This window comes from Arthrobacter celericrescens, from assembly GCF_003614925.1.
Classification (GTDB): Bacteria; Actinomycetota; Actinomycetes; order Actinomycetales; family Micrococcaceae; genus Arthrobacter; species Arthrobacter celericrescens.
In genome coordinates this window covers 1-16,630 of record NZ_QYLP01000088.1, presented here as the reverse complement: position 1 = coordinate 16,630, position 16,630 = coordinate 1, and the positions used below count along the sequence as shown (strand labels likewise).

The 16,630-nt window shown below is 69.0% G+C and carries 14 protein-coding genes; 8 read left to right on the top strand and 6 right to left on the bottom strand.

What is annotated here, in order from left to right; all coding sequences use genetic code 11:
• Nucleotides 1–4: 4 nt before the first annotated feature.
• Genes D3654_RS15085 through D3654_RS15075 form a run of 3 tightly spaced genes read left to right on the top strand, consistent with a single transcriptional unit; the run spans nucleotide 5 to nucleotide 2,987 of the window.
• Nucleotides 5–940 carry an ATP-binding cassette domain-containing protein gene (locus D3654_RS15085; RefSeq protein ID WP_120522297.1) on the top strand — a complete coding sequence of 312 codons (936 nt, stop codon included), beginning with the start codon at nucleotides 5–7 and terminating at the stop codon, nucleotides 938–940.
• Nucleotides 937–1,953, top strand: coding sequence for a Gfo/Idh/MocA family oxidoreductase (locus D3654_RS15080; RefSeq protein ID WP_120522296.1), 1,017 nt, complete (start codon nucleotides 937–939; stop codon nucleotides 1,951–1,953). The genes D3654_RS15085 and D3654_RS15080 overlap by 4 nt, the downstream gene beginning before the upstream one ends.
• Complete coding sequence (locus tag D3654_RS15075; RefSeq protein WP_120522295.1) at nucleotides 1,950–2,987, top strand: Gfo/Idh/MocA family protein; 1,038 nt, start codon at nucleotides 1,950–1,952, stop codon at nucleotides 2,985–2,987. Before D3654_RS15080 ends, D3654_RS15075 begins: the two co-directional genes overlap by 4 nt.
• A gap of 4 nt (nucleotides 2,988–2,991) precedes the next feature.
• Here D3654_RS15075 and D3654_RS15070 read toward each other — a convergent pair whose 3' ends face one another.
• The 3 genes from D3654_RS15070 to D3654_RS15060 form a co-directional block, all read right to left on the bottom strand.
• Nucleotides 2,992–4,902 carry an alpha-amylase family glycosyl hydrolase gene (locus D3654_RS15070; RefSeq protein WP_245413261.1) on the bottom strand — a complete coding sequence of 637 codons (1,911 nt, stop codon included), beginning with the start codon at nucleotides 4,900–4,902 and terminating at the stop codon, nucleotides 2,992–2,994.
• A gap of 89 nt (nucleotides 4,903–4,991) precedes the next feature.
• Nucleotides 4,992–6,026 (bottom strand): LacI family DNA-binding transcriptional regulator, encoded by a 1,035-nt coding sequence (locus D3654_RS15065; protein ID WP_120522294.1) that lies wholly within the window; start codon nucleotides 6,024–6,026, stop codon nucleotides 4,992–4,994.
• The gene (locus D3654_RS15060; RefSeq protein WP_425359426.1) at nucleotides 6,023–7,444 is read right to left on the bottom strand and encodes an MFS transporter; all 1,422 of its coding nucleotides are present in this window, start codon (nucleotides 7,442–7,444) and stop codon (nucleotides 6,023–6,025) included. Before D3654_RS15060 ends, D3654_RS15065 begins: the two co-directional genes overlap by 4 nt.
• Nucleotides 7,445–7,511: 67 nt before the next feature.
• On the opposite strand from D3654_RS15060, the gene D3654_RS15055 reads away from it, so the two are divergent.
• The 4 genes from D3654_RS15055 to D3654_RS15040 all read left to right on the top strand — a co-directional run bounded on the left by D3654_RS15055 (nucleotide 7,512) and on the right by D3654_RS15040 (nucleotide 12,220).
• Nucleotides 7,512–8,699 (top strand): Gfo/Idh/MocA family protein, encoded by a 1,188-nt coding sequence (locus tag D3654_RS15055; RefSeq protein WP_120522292.1) that lies wholly within the window; start codon nucleotides 7,512–7,514, stop codon nucleotides 8,697–8,699.
• An 11-nt stretch (nucleotides 8,700–8,710) separates the two neighbouring features.
• Nucleotides 8,711–9,712: a sugar phosphate isomerase/epimerase family protein gene (locus tag D3654_RS15050; RefSeq protein ID WP_120522291.1), complete on the top strand. Its 1,002-nt coding sequence runs from the start codon at nucleotides 8,711–8,713 to the stop codon at nucleotides 9,710–9,712.
• A gap of 225 nt (nucleotides 9,713–9,937) precedes the next feature.
• The gene (locus D3654_RS15045) at nucleotides 9,938–11,143 is read left to right on the top strand and encodes a Gfo/Idh/MocA family protein (RefSeq protein WP_120522290.1); all 1,206 of its coding nucleotides are present in this window, start codon (nucleotides 9,938–9,940) and stop codon (nucleotides 11,141–11,143) included.
• A gap of 156 nt (nucleotides 11,144–11,299) precedes the next feature.
• Entirely contained in the window at nucleotides 11,300–12,220 is a 921-nt protein-coding gene (locus tag D3654_RS15040) for an endonuclease domain-containing protein (protein ID WP_120522289.1), read from the top strand.
• Between the two features lie 51 nt (nucleotides 12,221–12,271).
• Here D3654_RS15040 and D3654_RS15035 read toward each other — a convergent pair whose 3' ends face one another.
• Nucleotides 12,272–13,147 carry a gamma-glutamyl-gamma-aminobutyrate hydrolase family protein gene (locus D3654_RS15035; protein ID WP_120522288.1) on the bottom strand — a complete coding sequence of 292 codons (876 nt, stop codon included), beginning with the start codon at nucleotides 13,145–13,147 and terminating at the stop codon, nucleotides 12,272–12,274.
• A gap of 58 nt (nucleotides 13,148–13,205) precedes the next feature.
• On the opposite strand from D3654_RS15035, the gene D3654_RS15030 reads away from it, so the two are divergent.
• Nucleotides 13,206–14,351, top strand: coding sequence for an LOG family protein (locus D3654_RS15030; protein WP_120522287.1), 1,146 nt, complete (start codon nucleotides 13,206–13,208; stop codon nucleotides 14,349–14,351).
• A gap of 105 nt (nucleotides 14,352–14,456) precedes the next feature.
• On the opposite strand, the gene D3654_RS15025 is transcribed toward D3654_RS15030, so the two are convergent.
• Together D3654_RS15025 and D3654_RS15020 are read right to left on the bottom strand one after the other, a co-directional pair.
• Nucleotides 14,457–15,707, bottom strand: coding sequence for an aminopeptidase P family protein (locus D3654_RS15025; RefSeq protein ID WP_120522286.1), 1,251 nt, complete (start codon nucleotides 15,705–15,707; stop codon nucleotides 14,457–14,459).
• A 62-nt stretch (nucleotides 15,708–15,769) separates the two neighbouring features.
• The gene (locus D3654_RS15020; RefSeq protein WP_120522285.1) at nucleotides 15,770–16,543 is read right to left on the bottom strand and encodes a creatininase; all 774 of its coding nucleotides are present in this window, start codon (nucleotides 16,541–16,543) and stop codon (nucleotides 15,770–15,772) included.
• Between the last annotated feature and the right edge of the window lie 87 nt (nucleotides 16,544–16,630).

Genomic DNA, 16,630 nt, shown 5'->3' with positions numbered 1-16,630 from the left:
AACCATGACTGAGAACAGTACGGCCAAGCACATCTCCAACCAGACCCTGCTGGCCGACGAAACGGACCCGCTCACCGACCGCCCCGTGCACCTGCTCAAGCTCGACAAGGTAGCCAAGCACTACGGCAACATCATCGCCCTGACGGACGTGACCATGGCCGTGGACAATGGCCGCGTGACCTGCGTGCTCGGCGACAACGGCGCCGGTAAATCCACCCTCATCAAGATCATCGCCGGCCGCCACCAGCACACCCACGGCACCTTCACGATCATGGGCGAGGAGCGCAAGCTGAACAGCCCGCGCGAGGCCCTGGACTCGGGCATCGCCGCCGTGTACCAGGACCTGGCCGTGGTCTCCCTGATGCCGATCTGGCGCAACTTCTTCCTCGGCTCGGAGCTGACCACCGGCTTCGGTCCCTTCAAGCGCCTGGACGTGGCGCGGATGAAGGAGATCACCAAGAAGGAACTGAAGGACATGGGCATCGACCTGCGCGATGTGGAACAGCCCATCGGCCAGCTCTCCGGCGGTGAACGCCAGTGCGTGGCGATCGCCCGTGCCGTGTACTTCGGCGCCAAGGTCCTCATCCTGGACGAGCCCACGGCCGCGCTGGGCGTGAAGCAGTCCGGCGTGGTGCTGCGCTACATCCTGCAGGCCCGCGACCGCGGCCTGGGCGTCATCTTCATCACCCACAACCCGCACCACGCCTTCCCGGTGGGCGACCGCTTCCTCCTGCTCAAGCGCGGACGGAGCATCGGCTACTACGACAAGAAGGACATCACCCTCGAAGAGCTCACCGCCCAGATGGCCGGCGGTGCCGAACTGGCCGAGCTCGCCCACGAACTCGAACAGATCGGCGGGCACACCGAACAACTCAAGGAAGTCCGGGCAGAAGCGGCCGCCGTGCAGGCGGACGCTCCGGCAGAAAGCAGGACCGTATGACCATCAGGGTCGGAGTGATCGGCGCCGGCATCATGGGCGCCGACCATATCAGGACTCTCAGCCGGTCTGTCCGGGGCGCGGAGGTGGTCCTCGTGGCCGACCTCGACGCCGGACGGGCGGCGGAGGCGGCCGCCCCCGCCGGGGCGCGCAGCAGCACTGGTCCGGAGGCGCTGATCGCGGACTTGGAGGTGGACGCCGTCATCATCGCCTCGCACGACTCCACGCACGCCGCCCTGGTGACCGCCTGCCTGGCGGCCGGCAAGCCGGTCCTATGCGAGAAGCCGCTGGCTCCTACCGTTGAAGAGTGCCGGGACCTCGTAGAGCTGGAGGGCGGACGCGGCCTGGTGTCCCTGGGCTTCATGCGCCGCTTCGACCCCAGCCACGTGGAGCTCAGGCGGCGCATCGCGGACGGCGACCTGGGTGAGGTCCTCACCGTGCACAACATCAGCCGGGGTGTCCGCGGCGCACCGGACGCCAGCAACGCCTTCGCCATCACGGGCTCGGCCATCCACGAACTGGATTCCATGCCGTGGCTGCTGGGGCAGCCCATCACCGAGGTGGCGTGGCTGTCCGGCCGGAAATCCACGTCCCTGGCCCCGGCGGGCCTGCAGGACCCCTCGTTCATGCTCCTGCGCATGGCCGACGGCATGCTCGTCACCCTGGAGCTCTTCCTGAACGCCGATTACGGCTACGTGACCCGCTGCGAGGTGGTGGGCGAGCGGGGCACGGCCAGCTTCACGGACTCGCCGCTGCTCGAGACCAGCACAGCCCGCCGCAGGTCCACCGAGTACCCGGCCGACTGGCGGCCCCGTTTCGCGGACGCCTACCGGCTGCAGCTGCAGGCCTGGATCGACTCCCTGGCGCACGGGACGCCCACGCCGCTCGCCACCGCCGCGGACGGGCTGAGGGCCTCGCAAGTGGCAGCCGCCCTGCTCGAATCCGAACGGAGCGGCGGCGCCTTCGTGCGGGTCGCCTACCAGGGCACCCGGCAGGAAACAGGGGTGCGCACATGAGCGGCTTTGTCTTCCCGGAACCCCGGGTCCCCGATGCCATGGAAGCTCCCAGCCTCCGCTGGGGCGTGGCCGGGCCGGGCTGGATCGCCGAACGCTTCGTCGAATCCCTGCTGCGGCACGGCAGCCAGCGCGTCACCGCCGTCGGCTCCCGCAGCGTGGAGCGCGCCGCGGCCTTCGGTGCGCCCCGGGGATTGCGCGCCCACGGTTCCTACGAGGACCTCGCCGCGGACCCCGACGTGGACGTGGTCTACGTCGCCACCCCGCACACCGCCCATCTGGACGTGGCGCTCGCCGCGCTGGAGGCCGGGAAGCATGTGCTGGTGGAGAAGCCGATGGGCATCAATGCCGCGCAGGCGGAGACCATCCGGGCCGCAGCCGCCGCCCGGGGGCTTTTCGCGGCGGAAGCGCTGTGGACGGTCTTCCTTCCAAGGTACGACGTCGTCCAGCAGCTCGTGCGGGACGGCCGGCTTGGCGCGGTGACGCAGATCGTGGCGGACTACGGTGAGTACCTGCCGCCGTCGCACCGCGCCTACGACCCCGCCCTGGCGGGCGGACCGCTGCTCGACCTGGGTGTCTACCTGTTCGCCCTGGCCACCGACCTGGCCGGCGAGGCCACGGCCGTGACCGCGCGCGGAGCCACGGTTCCGGGCCATGGCGGGGTGCCGGTCAACGGCCGGCTCTCCGCGCTGCTGGACTTCGACGGCGGCGCCCAGGCCGCGCTCGCCACGACCATGGGCGGCTTCACCCCGGCCACGTTCACCGTGGTGGGCAGCGAGGCGACCCTGGTGATGGACGGACCGTTCAACGGCCCCGGCGGGCTCACGGTCCGGACCAAGGACGGCACGGAACACCGCTGGGACGGGAAGCCCGGAAACCATGTGGACGGGCTGCATTTCCAGGCCGCCGCCGTGGCCCGCGCCATCGCCGCAGGCGGCACCGAGGTGGCGGAGCGCCCGCTCGAAGCCACCCTGCGCACGCTGCGCGCCATGGACGAGGCCCGCGGGCAACTCGGCATCGCCTACCCGGGCGAGTAAGGGCTCAGGCTGCCTGCACCGCCAGCCACACGAACTCCTGGGCTCCCAGAGTCACACCGTCCGCCAAGGACAGGGCCCGGCCGCCCAGGAGTTCGGTGGCCTCGGGCAGGAAGCCTGAGAGGGTCTCGGCGGAGACGTGCTGGGCCGTATCGGCGAAGTTCGCCAGGACCAGGACGGTGCGGCCCTCTCCCGGGCGCTGGTAGCCCAGGACGTGCCGGTTGTTGGCGTTGAAGCCGATGAGCGGGTTCCCTGCGAGCTCGGACGTCGCGGAACGCACGCCGAGCATCCGCTTAAGGCCCGCGAAGATGGTGCCCTCCGGCGTCGACGGATCCCGGCGGTGGTCATAGCGTCCGGCGGGGTAGTGCGGGCGGTGGACCCAGCGGCTGTCGGCCTCGTGGCCCGGTTCCTCGGCGTAGCCGTAGTCGTTGAGCTGGCCCACCTCGTCGCCGAGGTAGATGAGCGGGATGCCGCCGGTGCTGATCGCCACCGAATGCAGCAAAAGGACCCGGCGCACCGCCTCCGGTGAGCCGTCCTCGAGGCCGCACAGGGACGCCGTCGTGCCGGAAATGCGGCAGTCCCCGGTGCGCGGGTTGTCCTGGAACGCGACCCCGCGCGCGAAACTGCCCGGGAAGCGGTTGACGTAGAACGAGTTGAGGAAGCGGCGGTGGTCGAAGCCGTTGATCCCGAGTTCCGCGGCGTCCTCGTCGGCGAAGGTCCAGCCGATGTCGTCGTGGCTGCGCACATAGTTGACCCAGGCGGTCCCGTCCGGCAGGTTGTGCCGCCGCTCCAAGGCCTGGGAGAGCAGCGAGGCGTCCCGCGTGGCGAGGGCCTCCCAGCCGAGCGCCATTTCCAACGGGTTGTAGGAAATCTGGCATTCGGCGGGATCGATGTACTGGACCACCTCGTCCGGGTGGACGATCGCCTCGGATTTGAACAGCAGCGACGGCGCGGCGAGGCGGCACACGGCGTTGAAGCCGCGCAGGAGTTCGTGGGCCTCGGGCAGGCTCTCGCACGCGGTGCCCAGTTGCTTCCAGATGAACGCGACCGCGTCCATGCGCAGGATCTCCACGCCTTGGTTCGCGAGGAACAGCATTTCGCCCGCCATCGCCCGGAACACGGCCGGGTTGGCGTAGTTGAGGTCCCATTGGAACGTGTGGAAGGTGCACCACACCCACCGGCCGTCCGGCTGCTGCACGAAGCTGCCCGGGTGGTCGTCAGGGAAGATCTCGCGCACGGTCTGCTCGTAGGCGTCCGGCATGGTGCGGTCCGGGAAGATCCAGTAGTAGTCGGAAAACTCGGGCTCGCCCGCGGCCGCGCGCCGCGCCCATTCGTGCTCGTCCGAGGTGTGGTTGAAGATGAAGTCCACCACCAGGCTGATCCCGTTGGCCCGCAATTCCGCGGCCACCTCCCGCAGACCGGCCATGGTGCCGAGCTTCGGGTTGACGTCCCGGTAGCTGGACACCGCGTAGCCGCCGTCCGAGTTGGGCTCCGGGGCGAGGAAGAGCGGCATGAGGTGCAGGTAGCTGAGGCCGAGTTCCTTGAAGTAGGGGATGCGGGCGCGCAACCCGTCCAGGTTCTCCGCGTATCGGTCCACGTAGCAGACCCCGCCGAGCATGTCTCCGGAGGCGAACCACTGCGGCTCGGCCTCGCGCCGGGCGTCCAGTTCCTTCAGGTCCGCGGGGCGGTCCTGCCAGGATTTTGCGCACTCCACCACGAGCGCGGCCAGGTGGTCCCGCCAATCCGGGCGGTTGCCGTAGAGCGAGGCGAAGAGCCCTTCAAGCACGGGCACGTACTGGTCCACGCGGGCCAGGAACGACGTCCAGTCCGGTCCTTTGCGGCGGAGCGTCGGTTCCGCTTCCAGAGCCGAGAGAACCTGTGGGAGCGTCCCCATCCCGTCGCTGGTCATTCCGCCCATCGGACCTCCTTGTGCACGCGCGTGGCAGCAGCGGGGAATATGCGCTGCATCACACACTGTAACGGGATTGGGGGGAAGTGTGAAAGCGCTTACGCAATCGTTTCGCGCACGGAGGACCGCTCGACGACGGCCGGTTCCAGCAGGAGCCGGCGCGGGGGTGCCGCCGGGGCGGCCATCCGGTCCAGCGCCATCTGTGCCGCCTCGGCCCCGAGCCTCCTGCTGTGGCCGTCCACGGTGCTCAGCCTGATGTAGCCGTAGGCGGCCAGCGGAGAGTCGTCGTAGCCAAGGACCGAGACGTCTTCGGGCACCCGCAGTCCCGCGTCACGCAGCGCGGCCATGGCGCCCAGGGCCATGACGTCGTTGGCGGCGAACACCGCGGTGGGCGGCCCGCCCGCGGCCCGGCCGCCAGCGTCGAGGGCCTGCCGCATCGCCCGGAATCCGTTGGCCTCGTCCGTGCCGCCGTCGACCCCGTACACCAGGGGCTCGGCCCCGGCTTCCGCCATAGCGCGGACATAGCCCCGCCTGCGGTGCTCGGCGGGTGCGCCCTGCCCGCTCAGGTGCGCGATGCGGCGGTGACCCAGCGCCAGGAGGTGCCGGGCGGCAAGCTGCCCGCCGGCGTCGTCGTCCCCGGCCACCACATCGGCTGCACCGTCGTCGAGCGACTTCCCAAGCAGTGGGGTGAGGCTGCGGGTGCCCGCGATGACCAGCGGGACACGGACGTCCCGCACCATCTCCGGGGGCGCTTCGGCGGCCACCACCAGGGCGTCAACATGCTGGGCCAGGAAGCCGTCCACCGGGTTGCGGCCGCTGGCTTCCTCCAGCCGCAGGTCCGCGACGGTCACCGTGTAGCCGGCCGGGTCCAGCACCGAGCGGACCCCGGCCAGCAGTTCCACGAACCACGGATTCCGGAAGTCGTCGATGAGCAGGCCTACCGAGCGCGTGCTCTGGCTGGCCAGCGCGCTCGCGGCCCGGCTGGGCCGGTAGCCGAGCTCCTGGATCGCCTTCTTCACGGCTTCGCGCTTGGCCTCGGCCACATGCGGGGCGTCCCGCAAGACCAGCGAGACGAGCGACTTCGAGACGCCGGCGCGTTGGGCGACGTCGTAGATGGTGGGGCGGGCGTTCATGCCTTCACCGTCCCCGGGCGGCGGCCGCTCACCGAGGTGCCCGCGTGCCGGGGCAGGAAGAGGCAATCCACCACGCTGAGGAGCATGAGCGCGGCCACCCCCAGCAGGGCGGCCCGGTACTGATCCGGCGAACCGTCTGCTACCGGCAGGAGCGCGGCGCCCGCCCGGATGAACAGGGCCCCGACGGCGACCCCCAGCGCGTGCGCCAACTGCACCAGGGTGTTCGCGACCGCGTTCGCGCTGGCCAGCTGCCCGGCGGAAACATCCGCGTACTGGACGTTCATGTACGCCGAGAACCCGAGGGAACGCAGCGCCCCGGAAAGGGCCAGGAGCGCCACGATCACGGCATCCGGCGTCCCGGGGCCGAGGGCTGCGCAGGCCACGAAGGTGAGTGCCGATCCGGTGCCGGCGATGACCAGCAACGGCTTGAAGCCGAAGCGTCGGATCAGGGGAGTGGTGGCGGGTTTGATCGCGATGTTCCCGATGAATACGGCCGTGACCAGCGCGCCGGCATGCACCGGATCCCAGCCGAAGCCGTCCTGGAACAGCAGGGGCAGCAGGAACGGGATGGACGTGACGGCCACCCGGTAGGCCAGACCGCCGGTCTGCGTGGCGCGGAAGGTGTGGACGCGGAAGACGCCGAGATCGAACAGGGCAGCGGGGCCCCGGCGGCGCATCCATTGCGCGGCGGCCACCAGGAGTGCCGCGCTCAACAGCAGGAGCCCGACGGCGGCCGCCGCCTGGTGGCCCGAGCCCAGCAGTTCCAGCCCGGTCACCAGGGCGCCGACGCCCAGTGTGGTGAGCACGACGCCGGGCCAGTCAAGGCGCGCCGTGCGGTCCGGCGTCGTGCGGGGGGCCAGGCGCAGCGCGGCGAGGAAGGCCGCGGCACCGAGTGGCAGGTTCACCAGGAAGATCCAGTGCCAGGACAGGTATTGGGTGAGCAGTCCGCCGACCAGCGGCGCCAGGACGGGGGCCATGAGACCGGGCCACACCAGGAAGGCCGTCATGCGCAGCAGTTGATTCTTGGGGGTGTCCCGCAGGACCAGGAGCGAACCGACGGGTACCATCATGGCCCCGCCCAGGCCCTGCAGGGCGCGGAAGGCCGTCAGGGCCCACAGGGTCGGGCTCAGGGCGCAGAGCAGCGAGGCGACGGTGAAGACCGCGATGGCCAGGCAGAAGATGCGCCGGAAGCCGAAGCGCCCCGCCAGCCAGGAGCTGGCCGGAATCCCCATGGCCACGGCCAGGAGGTAGGCCGTCATCGCGACGTTCGCGTCCGCGGCAGCCACCTGGAAATCCCGGGCGATGGCGGGCAGTGCCGTGGCCAGTGCCGTGCCGTCGAGGAACTCGAGGAAGAACGTCGCGGCGACCAGCAGGGCCAGTGCAGTTCTATTGGTGTATTGACAGGACAAATTACTCAGCCTTACTCTCGTTTGGAGCGCTCCAAATGTTACCCAACGCACACCACAATTTCCAAGGAGAACCACCATGAGCAAGCCGCTCGGTGTCGCCGTCATCGGTGCCGGCATGGCCGGCAAGTCCCACGCTGCAGGCTATCGCGTGGCCAGCAGCCTCTTTGCCCCAACACTGCCGGAGATCAAGCTGGTCTCCATCGGGGACGTGAACGCCGAATTCGGCCAGGCTGCTGCCCGCCGCTTCGGCTACGAACGCCACGACGCGGACTGGCGCGCCATTGCCGAGGCCGATGACATCGACGTCGTCTCGGTGGTGATCGCCAACTCCCTGCACCGCGAGGTGGTGGAGGGCCTGCTCGACGCCGGAAAGCACGTCCTCTGCGAGAAGCCGCTGTCCGACTCCATCGCCGACGCCGAGGCGATGCTCACCGCCGCCCGCGCCGCCGAGGAACGCGGTGTCCTGGCCCGCATCGGCTACACCTACCTGCGGTCGCCCGCCATCGCAGCCATCCGCAAGCTGATCGACGACGGCACCCTGGGCCGGCCGCTGCACTTCTCCTCCCGCTACTGGACCGACTACTCCTGCAGCCCGCACGCGCCCATGAGTTGGCGCTACAAGGGCGCACCGGGCTCCGGCGCCCTGGCGGACCTCGGCAGCCACACCACCTACATCTCCGAGTTCCTCTGCGGCAAGACCCGGGCGGTGTCCGGCGGCCAGTTCCACACCGCGATCGAAAAGCGTCCGCTGCCGCTGGGCGCCGTCATGGGCCACGACCACAGCGCCGTGAGCGACGTCTTCGAGCAGGTGGAAAACGATGACTACGCCGCCTACGCCGCGGAATTCGAACACTGCAAGGGCAGCCTGGAGGTCTCCCGCATCGCCGCGGGCCACCCCAACTCGCTGACCTTCGAGATCTTCTGCGAGAACGGCGCCGCACGCTACGACCAGGACCGCCCTGCCGAGTTCGGCCTCTACCTGAACCAGGGCCCGTACGCCCAAAACGGCTACCGCCAGGTCCTCATCGGCCCGGAGCTGCCTTATGTAGCCAACGGCATGGCCATGGACGCCCCCGGCGTCGGCTACAACCACAACGACTCCTTCGCCTACCAGTCGCGGGCCTTCCTCGAGGAAGTCGCCGGCCTCTCCGCCGAGGAATCCCTGCCCCGCTGCGCCACCTTCGAGGACGGCCTGCGCAGCATGAACATCCTGGATGCCGTGGCCCGCTCCGCCGCAGCCGGCGGCTCCCGCATCGAACTCTGAGAAAGACCATCATGAAACTCGGCGTCTACAACGCAATCCTGCATGACCGCTCCCTGCCCGAAGCCCTGAAGGTCATTGCCGACCTGGGCCTCACCGGGATCGAACTGAACACGGGCGGCTTCCTGCCCGCCGTGCACGTGCCCACCCTGGACGACATCCTGGTCTCGGACGCAGCGCGGGACGACTTCCTGGGCCTGTTCGAAGGCACCGGGGTGTCCATTGCCGGCCTGAACTGCAACGGCAATCCGCTGCACCCCAAACCCGAAATCGGTGCGAAGCACGCGGAGGACATCCGCCGCTCCATCCGCCTGGCCGAGCGCCTGGGCCAGCACCGTGTGGTCACCATGTCCGGCCTGCCGGGCGGCGAGCCCGGCGCCACTGTGACCAACTGGGTGGTCAACGCCTGGAACTCCGCGGCCCTGGACGTCCTGGACTACCAGTGGGGCGTGGCCGTGCCCTTCTGGAAGGAGATCGACCTCCTGGCCCGCGACCACGACGTCAAGATGGCCCTGGAACTGCACCCGCAGAACCTGGTGTTCAACACCGCGGACGTCCGCAAGCTCGTGGAGCTGACCGGCGCCACGAACGTCGGCGTCGAACTGGACGCCTCGCACCTGTTCTGGCAGCAAATGGACCCCGTCGCGGTGGTCCGCGAGCTCGGCCCGCTTATCTTCCATGCCGCGGCCAAGGACGTGCGCGTCAACACCGAGCATGCCCGGCTCTACGGCGTGCTGGACAACACCTTCCGCAGGCTCTCCGCCGACGAGCCGCGCACCAACCTCGGCGGGGACGAATGGGCCAACGAATGGCCCAAGGAGTCCGCGTGGGACTTCGTTGCCTTGGGCCGCGGCCACGACACCGCCTACTGGGCCGAGTTCCTCCGCGCCCTGCGCGAGGTGGACCCGGACATGCTCGTCAACATCGAGCATGAGGACGTTTCGCTGGGCCGTATCGAAGGCCTGGAGGTTGCCGCCAAGGTCCTCAAGGACGCCGCGGCCCTGGTGGACGCGTAAGGGCAGGCCCGCAGGGAGTTGAGTGCTCACTTGTGGCGACATTTTTCGCGGAAACCCCGCCACAAGTGAGCACTCAACGGGGGGCGCCCGGCTGGGGTGCCGCCGTCGGGAAATAAGAACTATTGACAGGACAAACTGACGTTCATATGATCGTCTGGCGTTCTGCGTGAGGCGCGCCACACAGCCGTGGCCCGTGCTCCCTCCGACAGCTGAAAGGCGAGTCCCATGTCCCCTGAAATCCGTAGTGTCGGTGTCGGCCTGATCAGCGTCGGCTGGATGGGAAAGCTGCACGCGAAGGCGTACACGCAACTGCCCCTGGTGTACCCGGAATTGGGGATCCGCCCCCGCCTGGTCATCGCAGCGGACACCGAACCCAGCCGGATCGACTACGCCAAGGATGTCCTGGGCTTCGCGGAGGGCACCACGGACTACCGCGAGGTGCTGGCCCACCCGGACGTGGACGTCGTCTCCATCTGCGCACCGAACTTCCTGCACGCCGAGATCGGCATCGCCGCGGCGAAGGCCGGCAAGCATTTCTGGATCGAGAAGCCCGTGGGCCGGGGGATCGAGGAGACCGAAGCGGTGCGCAGCGCCGCGATCGAGGCCGGCGTCCACAGCTCCATCGGTTTCAACTACCGGCACGCTCCCGCCGTCGAGCACGCCCGCGAGCTGGTGGCGAAAGGCAAGCTGGGCCGCATCACCAACGTCCGCGCCGAGTTCCTCGCCGGCTACTCAGCCGAACCCAACGGCGCCCTGTCCTGGCGCTTCGACCGCAAGCTCGCCGGCAGCGGCGTGCTGGGCGACCTGTTCAGCCACGCCGCGGACCTGTGCCAGTACGTCGTCGGCCCCATCTCGGACATCACCGCCCTGACCAGTACCGTCCACACCGAACGGCCGAAACTGGCCATGGGCCAAGGCACCCACTTCGCGGTGATCGAAGGCGGCGAAATGGGGCCCGTGGAGAACGAGGACTACGCGGCCGCCCTGGTGCGTTTCGGCGCCGGTGCCGGCGGCGCGGTGGGCACCATCGAATCCTCCCGTGTGGCGGTGGGCCGGGACTGCGGCTACCGCCTGGAGGTCTACGGCACCGAGGGCTCCCTGAAATGGGACTTCGAGCGGATGAACGAACTCCAGGTGGTGCTGGGCCGCAACAACGACGAACAGGGCTACACCACCGTGACCGGCAGTCCGCGGCACGGGGACTACGCGCGGTTCCAGCCCGGACCCGGCTGTGCCATGGGCTTCGACGACCTGAAGGTGATCGAGGCGAAGAAGTTCCTGGTGGCCGTCACCGGCGGGGAACAGCTGAACTCCAACATCCACGACGCCGCCTCGGCAGCCGCGATCGTCTCCGCGGCGGAAGCCTCCGCTGCGGACGGGCAATGGAAGGCCGTTCCGCTGCTGGACGGCACCACCGCTGCCGGCGTTTGAGCTGCCCCGCCTCAGGCCGTTGAGTGCTCAGTTGTGGCGGGTATTTCCGCGGAAAAGCCGCCACGATTGAGCACTCAAGGGGGACCGATTGTGGGTTTATCCACATAGGCGGATTGGGTCCTCCAGCCCCGCGGGCTTGGCTGTTCTGATGAGCCCATGCGTCTTTCCGAATTGCCGGGTCTGTTCAGGACCGCCTCATTCACCACGTCCGAAGCCACGGCTGCCGGCCTGAGCCGCAGCAGGCTGCGAGCCAAAGACCTTGCCGCCCCGTCGCGGGGAATCCGGGCACCGGACAGCGAGCTGCCCGGACTCCTGGAAAGCCTGCGTGGATATACGGCCTCGGACGATCAGACCGTGGTTTCCGAGATTACCGCCGCGAAGGCAGGCGGTATCCCGTTGCCTGGCTGGGTCGATGACCGGATCCACCTCTCCCGGACGCGAGGCGGGACGCATCCACGCCGGAGAGGCACGGTGGGTCACCGGACACTCTTGCTTCCGGGCGAAGTGATCATGGTCAACGGGGTGCGGATCACCTCACCGGCCAGGACTTGGCTGGACCTGTCGCACCACCTTCCCCTGTATGACCTCGTGGCCGCCGGCGACTACCTCGTCAACCGTCATGGCCCGGACCATCCCTTCCCAAGGGAACCGATCTGTACTTTGGACGAGTTGCGCGCAGTCACCATGAAACACCCCAAGAAGAAAGGGAAGGTTCAAGCGCTTTCCGCGTTGGACCTCATCCGTCCCGGCGCGGATTCGCCGCAGGAGACGAAGATGCGGCTGCTGTTGAGAGACCATGGCCTGCCGGAGCCGGAGCTTAATGTCGTTCTGTTCGACGATGGCGGGTTTCCGGTTCTCTGGCCGGATGCGGCTTACCGGTCTTACAGGATCAGCCTTCAGTACGACGGGGGTGTCCATGGCGATGAGCTGCAGTACCAGAAGGACATCGACCGTGGAGCCCGGACCGCCAGGCTCGGCTGGACCGAGGTCCGCATCAGCGCCAAGGACCTAAAGGGAATGCGGCCGCCGGTCGTGGCGAAGGTCCGGGAGGCTCTGCGGCGCACCGGCGAGCGTTGAGTGCTCAGTTGTGGCAGGTATTTCCGCTGAAAAGCCGCCACAAATGAGCACTCAAGGGGTGCGGTGGCCGTTGCGGCACGCCTCCACGAAGGCCCGGAACGGCGCCAGCCGCTGTTCGTCCGGCAAGCGCGCGGCCTCCGGATGCCACTGCATGGACACCACCCAACGCTGGGGGTCCTCCAGGCCTTCGATGGTGCCGTCGTCGGCCACCGCCGTCACCACCAGGCCGTCACCCACCCGCGCGACGGCCTGGTGGTGGCCCGACGCGATCCGCACCGTCGTGGCCGGGCGCCCCGCCGGCGCGCCTTCTCCGGCCGCCCCGTACAGGCCGGCGAGCCGGGAGCCCGCGGTCAGCCCGACGTCGTGCCACGCCCAGGAATTCTCGGCCCAGGTGTCCTCGACCTCCGCCGCCGGTTCCGCCGCCGCCGCCTCCGCCGGTTCCTCCGCCGCCGCGGCCTCCGCCGCCGGTTCCTCCGCCGCCGGGTCCGCGGCCGCCGCGATCCGGTGCGCAACCTCTGAGGGGTGCATGTCCTGGATGAGGGTGCCGCCGTAGAGCACGTTCAGGAGCTGGTGGCCGCGGCAGATGCCCAGCACCGGGATCCCGGCCGCGATGCCCGCTTTGCCCACCGCGATGTCGAGCTCGTCCTGGGCGGTGTTGACGTCGTACAGCGCCGGGCCGGGCTCCTCGCCGTAGAGGCCGGGGTCGAGGTCGCCGCCGCCGGGAAGCAGGACGCCGTCGAGTCCGCGGACATCGCCCGCGGAATCGCCGGCAGAATCCAGCAACACCGTCTCCGCGCCGGCCCTGTGGAGCAGTTCCACGATGAATCCGAAGAGTCCGTTGGCCTTGCCGACGCGCGGATCGGCGCCCTCGGAACTGCTGAGCCGGACCGGGATGCCGATGCGCGGGGAACCGTGTGAAGGCTGCATCTGCCCATTCTGCTACGGAGCCGCCCGGAAAGGACCAGCAAATGCCTAAGCTGATCGAATGACACCATCCGGCCGCCTGAACCGTGGCAGCTTGAAAGCGAGCCCGCGCACCCTCGACGTCGAGAGCGTGGCGCATTTCGACAGGCTGGTCAGTGCCGGTGCCGGAACGATGCACGGCTGGCACGCCCAGTCGCTGGACCTGCGCGGCCGGAGCCGCGAACTCAGTGCCCTCGACGCCCAGGGCGCCATCTTCCTCGGCTGCACGTTCGACGCCGGTGTGGAGGACAGCCTGCGCAGCCGCGGCGCCCTGATCTTCCCGAAGTTGCGCGGCATCCCCTTCAACCCGTACCGGGGGAGCCTGTACACCGCGGCCGAACTCTACGAGGACATCGCCGGGCACGAATACGAGGCAACCCCGGACGCCAGGATCTACCAGTGGAGCATCCTGCCCGGCCAGCGCACCAGCCTCGATGCGACCCTCGCCGCTGCCCTGCACGACCACGCCATCGGCGACGCCCTGGACGAAGCCCTGGCCAACGGGGACTTCGCCGGTACCCGGCTGGTGGGCGTGATGGGCGGCCATGCGGCCCGGCGCGGCACCGCGGACTACGCCGACGCCGCGCGGCTCGGCCGGCTCCTCGCCCGTTCCGGCCTCACGGTGGCCACCGGCGGCGGTCCCGGCGCTATGGAAGCCGCCAACTGCGGCGCCTACCTCAGCGGACTGCCCGACGGCGACTTCACCGCCGCGCTCGGAAGCCTCGCCGCCGCGCCGGGCTTCCGGCCCTCGGTGACGGACTGGGCGCGGACGGCGGCCGCCGTCGTCGGGCAACACCCGGGAGGGACCGCGACACTGGGCATTCCCACCTGGTTCTACGGCCACGAGCCGCCCAATCTTTTCGCCACCCACATCGCCAAGTACTTCGCGAACTCGGTGCGCGAGGCGATCCTGCTGCAACTGTGCACGGGCGGGATCGTGTTCCTGCCCGGCTCGGCCGGCACGGTGCAGGAGATCTTCCAGGACGCCTGCGAAAACTACTATGGTGCGCCGGAAACCATCACCCCGATGGTGCTGGTGGGGCGCGGATACTGGCAGGAGACGTACCCGGCCTGGCCCATGCTGCAGGCGCTCGCCGCGGGAAAACCGATGGCCGGCCGCATCCACCTCGTGGATACCGTGGAGGAGGCGCTCGCGGTCCTGGCCTAGCCACCCTACCGGGGTGCGGACATGTCCGCTCCGGGCCGCGGCCAGTGGACCTATCGCTCATATGTCCACTGGCCGCGGTGAAGAAGGGACATGTCCCGCGGAGGATCAGGCTCCGACGATGTTGTGCTCCGGGCCGAAGCCGAACTTGGTAATGTTCTCCACCGAGTCCTCGCCGATCACCAGGATGTCGTGCTCGCGGTATCCGCCGGCGCCCGGGAGTCCGTCGGCAACGGTGATCATCGGCTCCATGGAGACCACCATGCCCGGCTCGAGGACGGTCTCGATGTCCTCGCGCAGCTCGAGGCCCGCCTCCCGGCCGTAGTAGTGGGAGAGGACGCCGAAGGAGTGGCCGTAGCCGAAGGTACGGTTGGGCAGGAGGCCGTAGCCGATGTAGATCTCGTTGAGCTCGGCGGCGATGTCCTTGCAGACTGCGCCGGGCTTGATGAGCTCGAGGCCGCGGCGGTGCACCTCGACGTTGATGTTCCAGAGCTCGAGCGAGCGCTCGTCCGGCTGGCCGAGGAAGAGGGTGCGTTCCAGGGCGGTGTAGTAGCCGGAGGTCATGGGGAAGCAGTTGAGGGAGAGGATGTCGCCCTTCTCCAGCCTGCGGGTGGTGGCCCAGTTGTGGGCGCCGTCGGTGTTGATGCCGGACTGGAACCAGACCCAGGTGTCGCGGACTTCGCGGTCCGGGAACGTCCGGGCGATCTCGTGGACCATGGCCTCAGTGCCGATCAGGGCCACCTCGTACTCGGTGATGCCTTCGCGGATCGCGTTGCGGATGGCCTCGCCGCCGAGGTCGCCGATGCGGGCGCCGTGCTTGATGACCTCGATCTCCTCGGCGGACTTGATCATGCGCTGGCGCATGGCGTCCTGGGAGACGTCGAGGAGTTCCGCGCCCGGGAACGCGGCGGCGAGCTTCTCGCGGGTCAGGGTGGGCAGGGCGTCGTCCTCGACGCCCAGGCGGGTGGCCTTGACGCCGCGCTGGCGCAGCGCTTCCTGGATGCCGAAGTAGAAGTTGTCGCGGCGCCAGTCGGTGTAGACGATGTTCTCGCCGTACGAGGTGCGCCACGGCATGCCGGCGTCGATGTTCGCCGTGATGGTGACCGAATCCTCGGCGGTGACCACCAGGGCGTAGTTGCGGCCGAAGGTCGTGTAGAGGAAGTCCGAGTAGTACTTGATGCCGTGGTACGAGGTCAGGACGACGGCGTCCAGCGACTTCGCGGCCATGATCCGGCGGAGGCCGGCCAGGCGGCGTTCGAATTCCGCATCCGAGAAGGTGAGCTTGCCCTTGCTGCCGTTGTGCAGGACCTTGAGGCGCTCGAGTTCGGTGACGTTCGTGACGGTGGTGTCGACGGACATGGTGTGTCTCCTTTTCAGGGGTTGTGTTGCGTGGGTGATGGAAATTGGTGGTTGCCGTGCAGCTACCGCGCGGCGAGTTCGGCGCTGATCGCCTCGGCGAGGGCCTTGGAAGTCCGCTCGAGCAGGAGCTGCCCGGCGGCCTCCGAGGCGGACTTGGCGGAGGAGAGGCAGCCCGATGCGGGCGTGAGTTCGGCCCGGACCGGCAGGACGTCGTAGCGGGGCAACTGCGCGGCCGGCAGGTCCATGACGCGCTCCAGGCGGACGAGTTCGGGGTGCAGGTGCAGCATGAGGGAAGTCTCCAGGACGCCGCCGTGCTCCACGTCCCAGCCCGGGAAGGAGCCGCGGTAGATCTCCTCGATGGTGTCCTCGTCGACGAAGTCCCAGTACGAGAGCAGGATGGCGGACACGTCCTGGCCGCGCCGTGCCAGTTCGGCCGTGGCCTGTTCGATTCCCTCGTAGAGGAACTGGTAATTCTCGAAGTGGCCGTTGAGGAACACGAGCCGGCGTGCGCCGTGCCGGGCGAACTCGAGTGTGAGCGTCCTGGCGATCGAGATCAGCGTCGTCGCGTCGAGGCTGGTGGTGCCGCCCAGGTGGTTCCCGCCGCCCGAACGCTGCTGCGACTTGTACCCATACACGACCGGCGCAGCGACGAGGCCCCCAATGACCCCGGCGAGACGGGCGCTCATGGCCTTGGACAGGATGACGTCGGTGTTGAGCGGCAGGTGCGGTCCGTGCTGCTCGATCGAGCCGACCGGAATGATGACCGGCGCGCCGTCCGCGATGGCTTCGCGGTAGGTGAACGCGTCGAGCTCCTCCATGAGGACGCTGCGGGGCATGGTTTTCTCCTTGAATGCGGTGCGGGAAGGCATGCGGGATCGGGGCGGCGGCGGGTCGTGGACCCGCCGCCGCCGGGATCCGGGAAG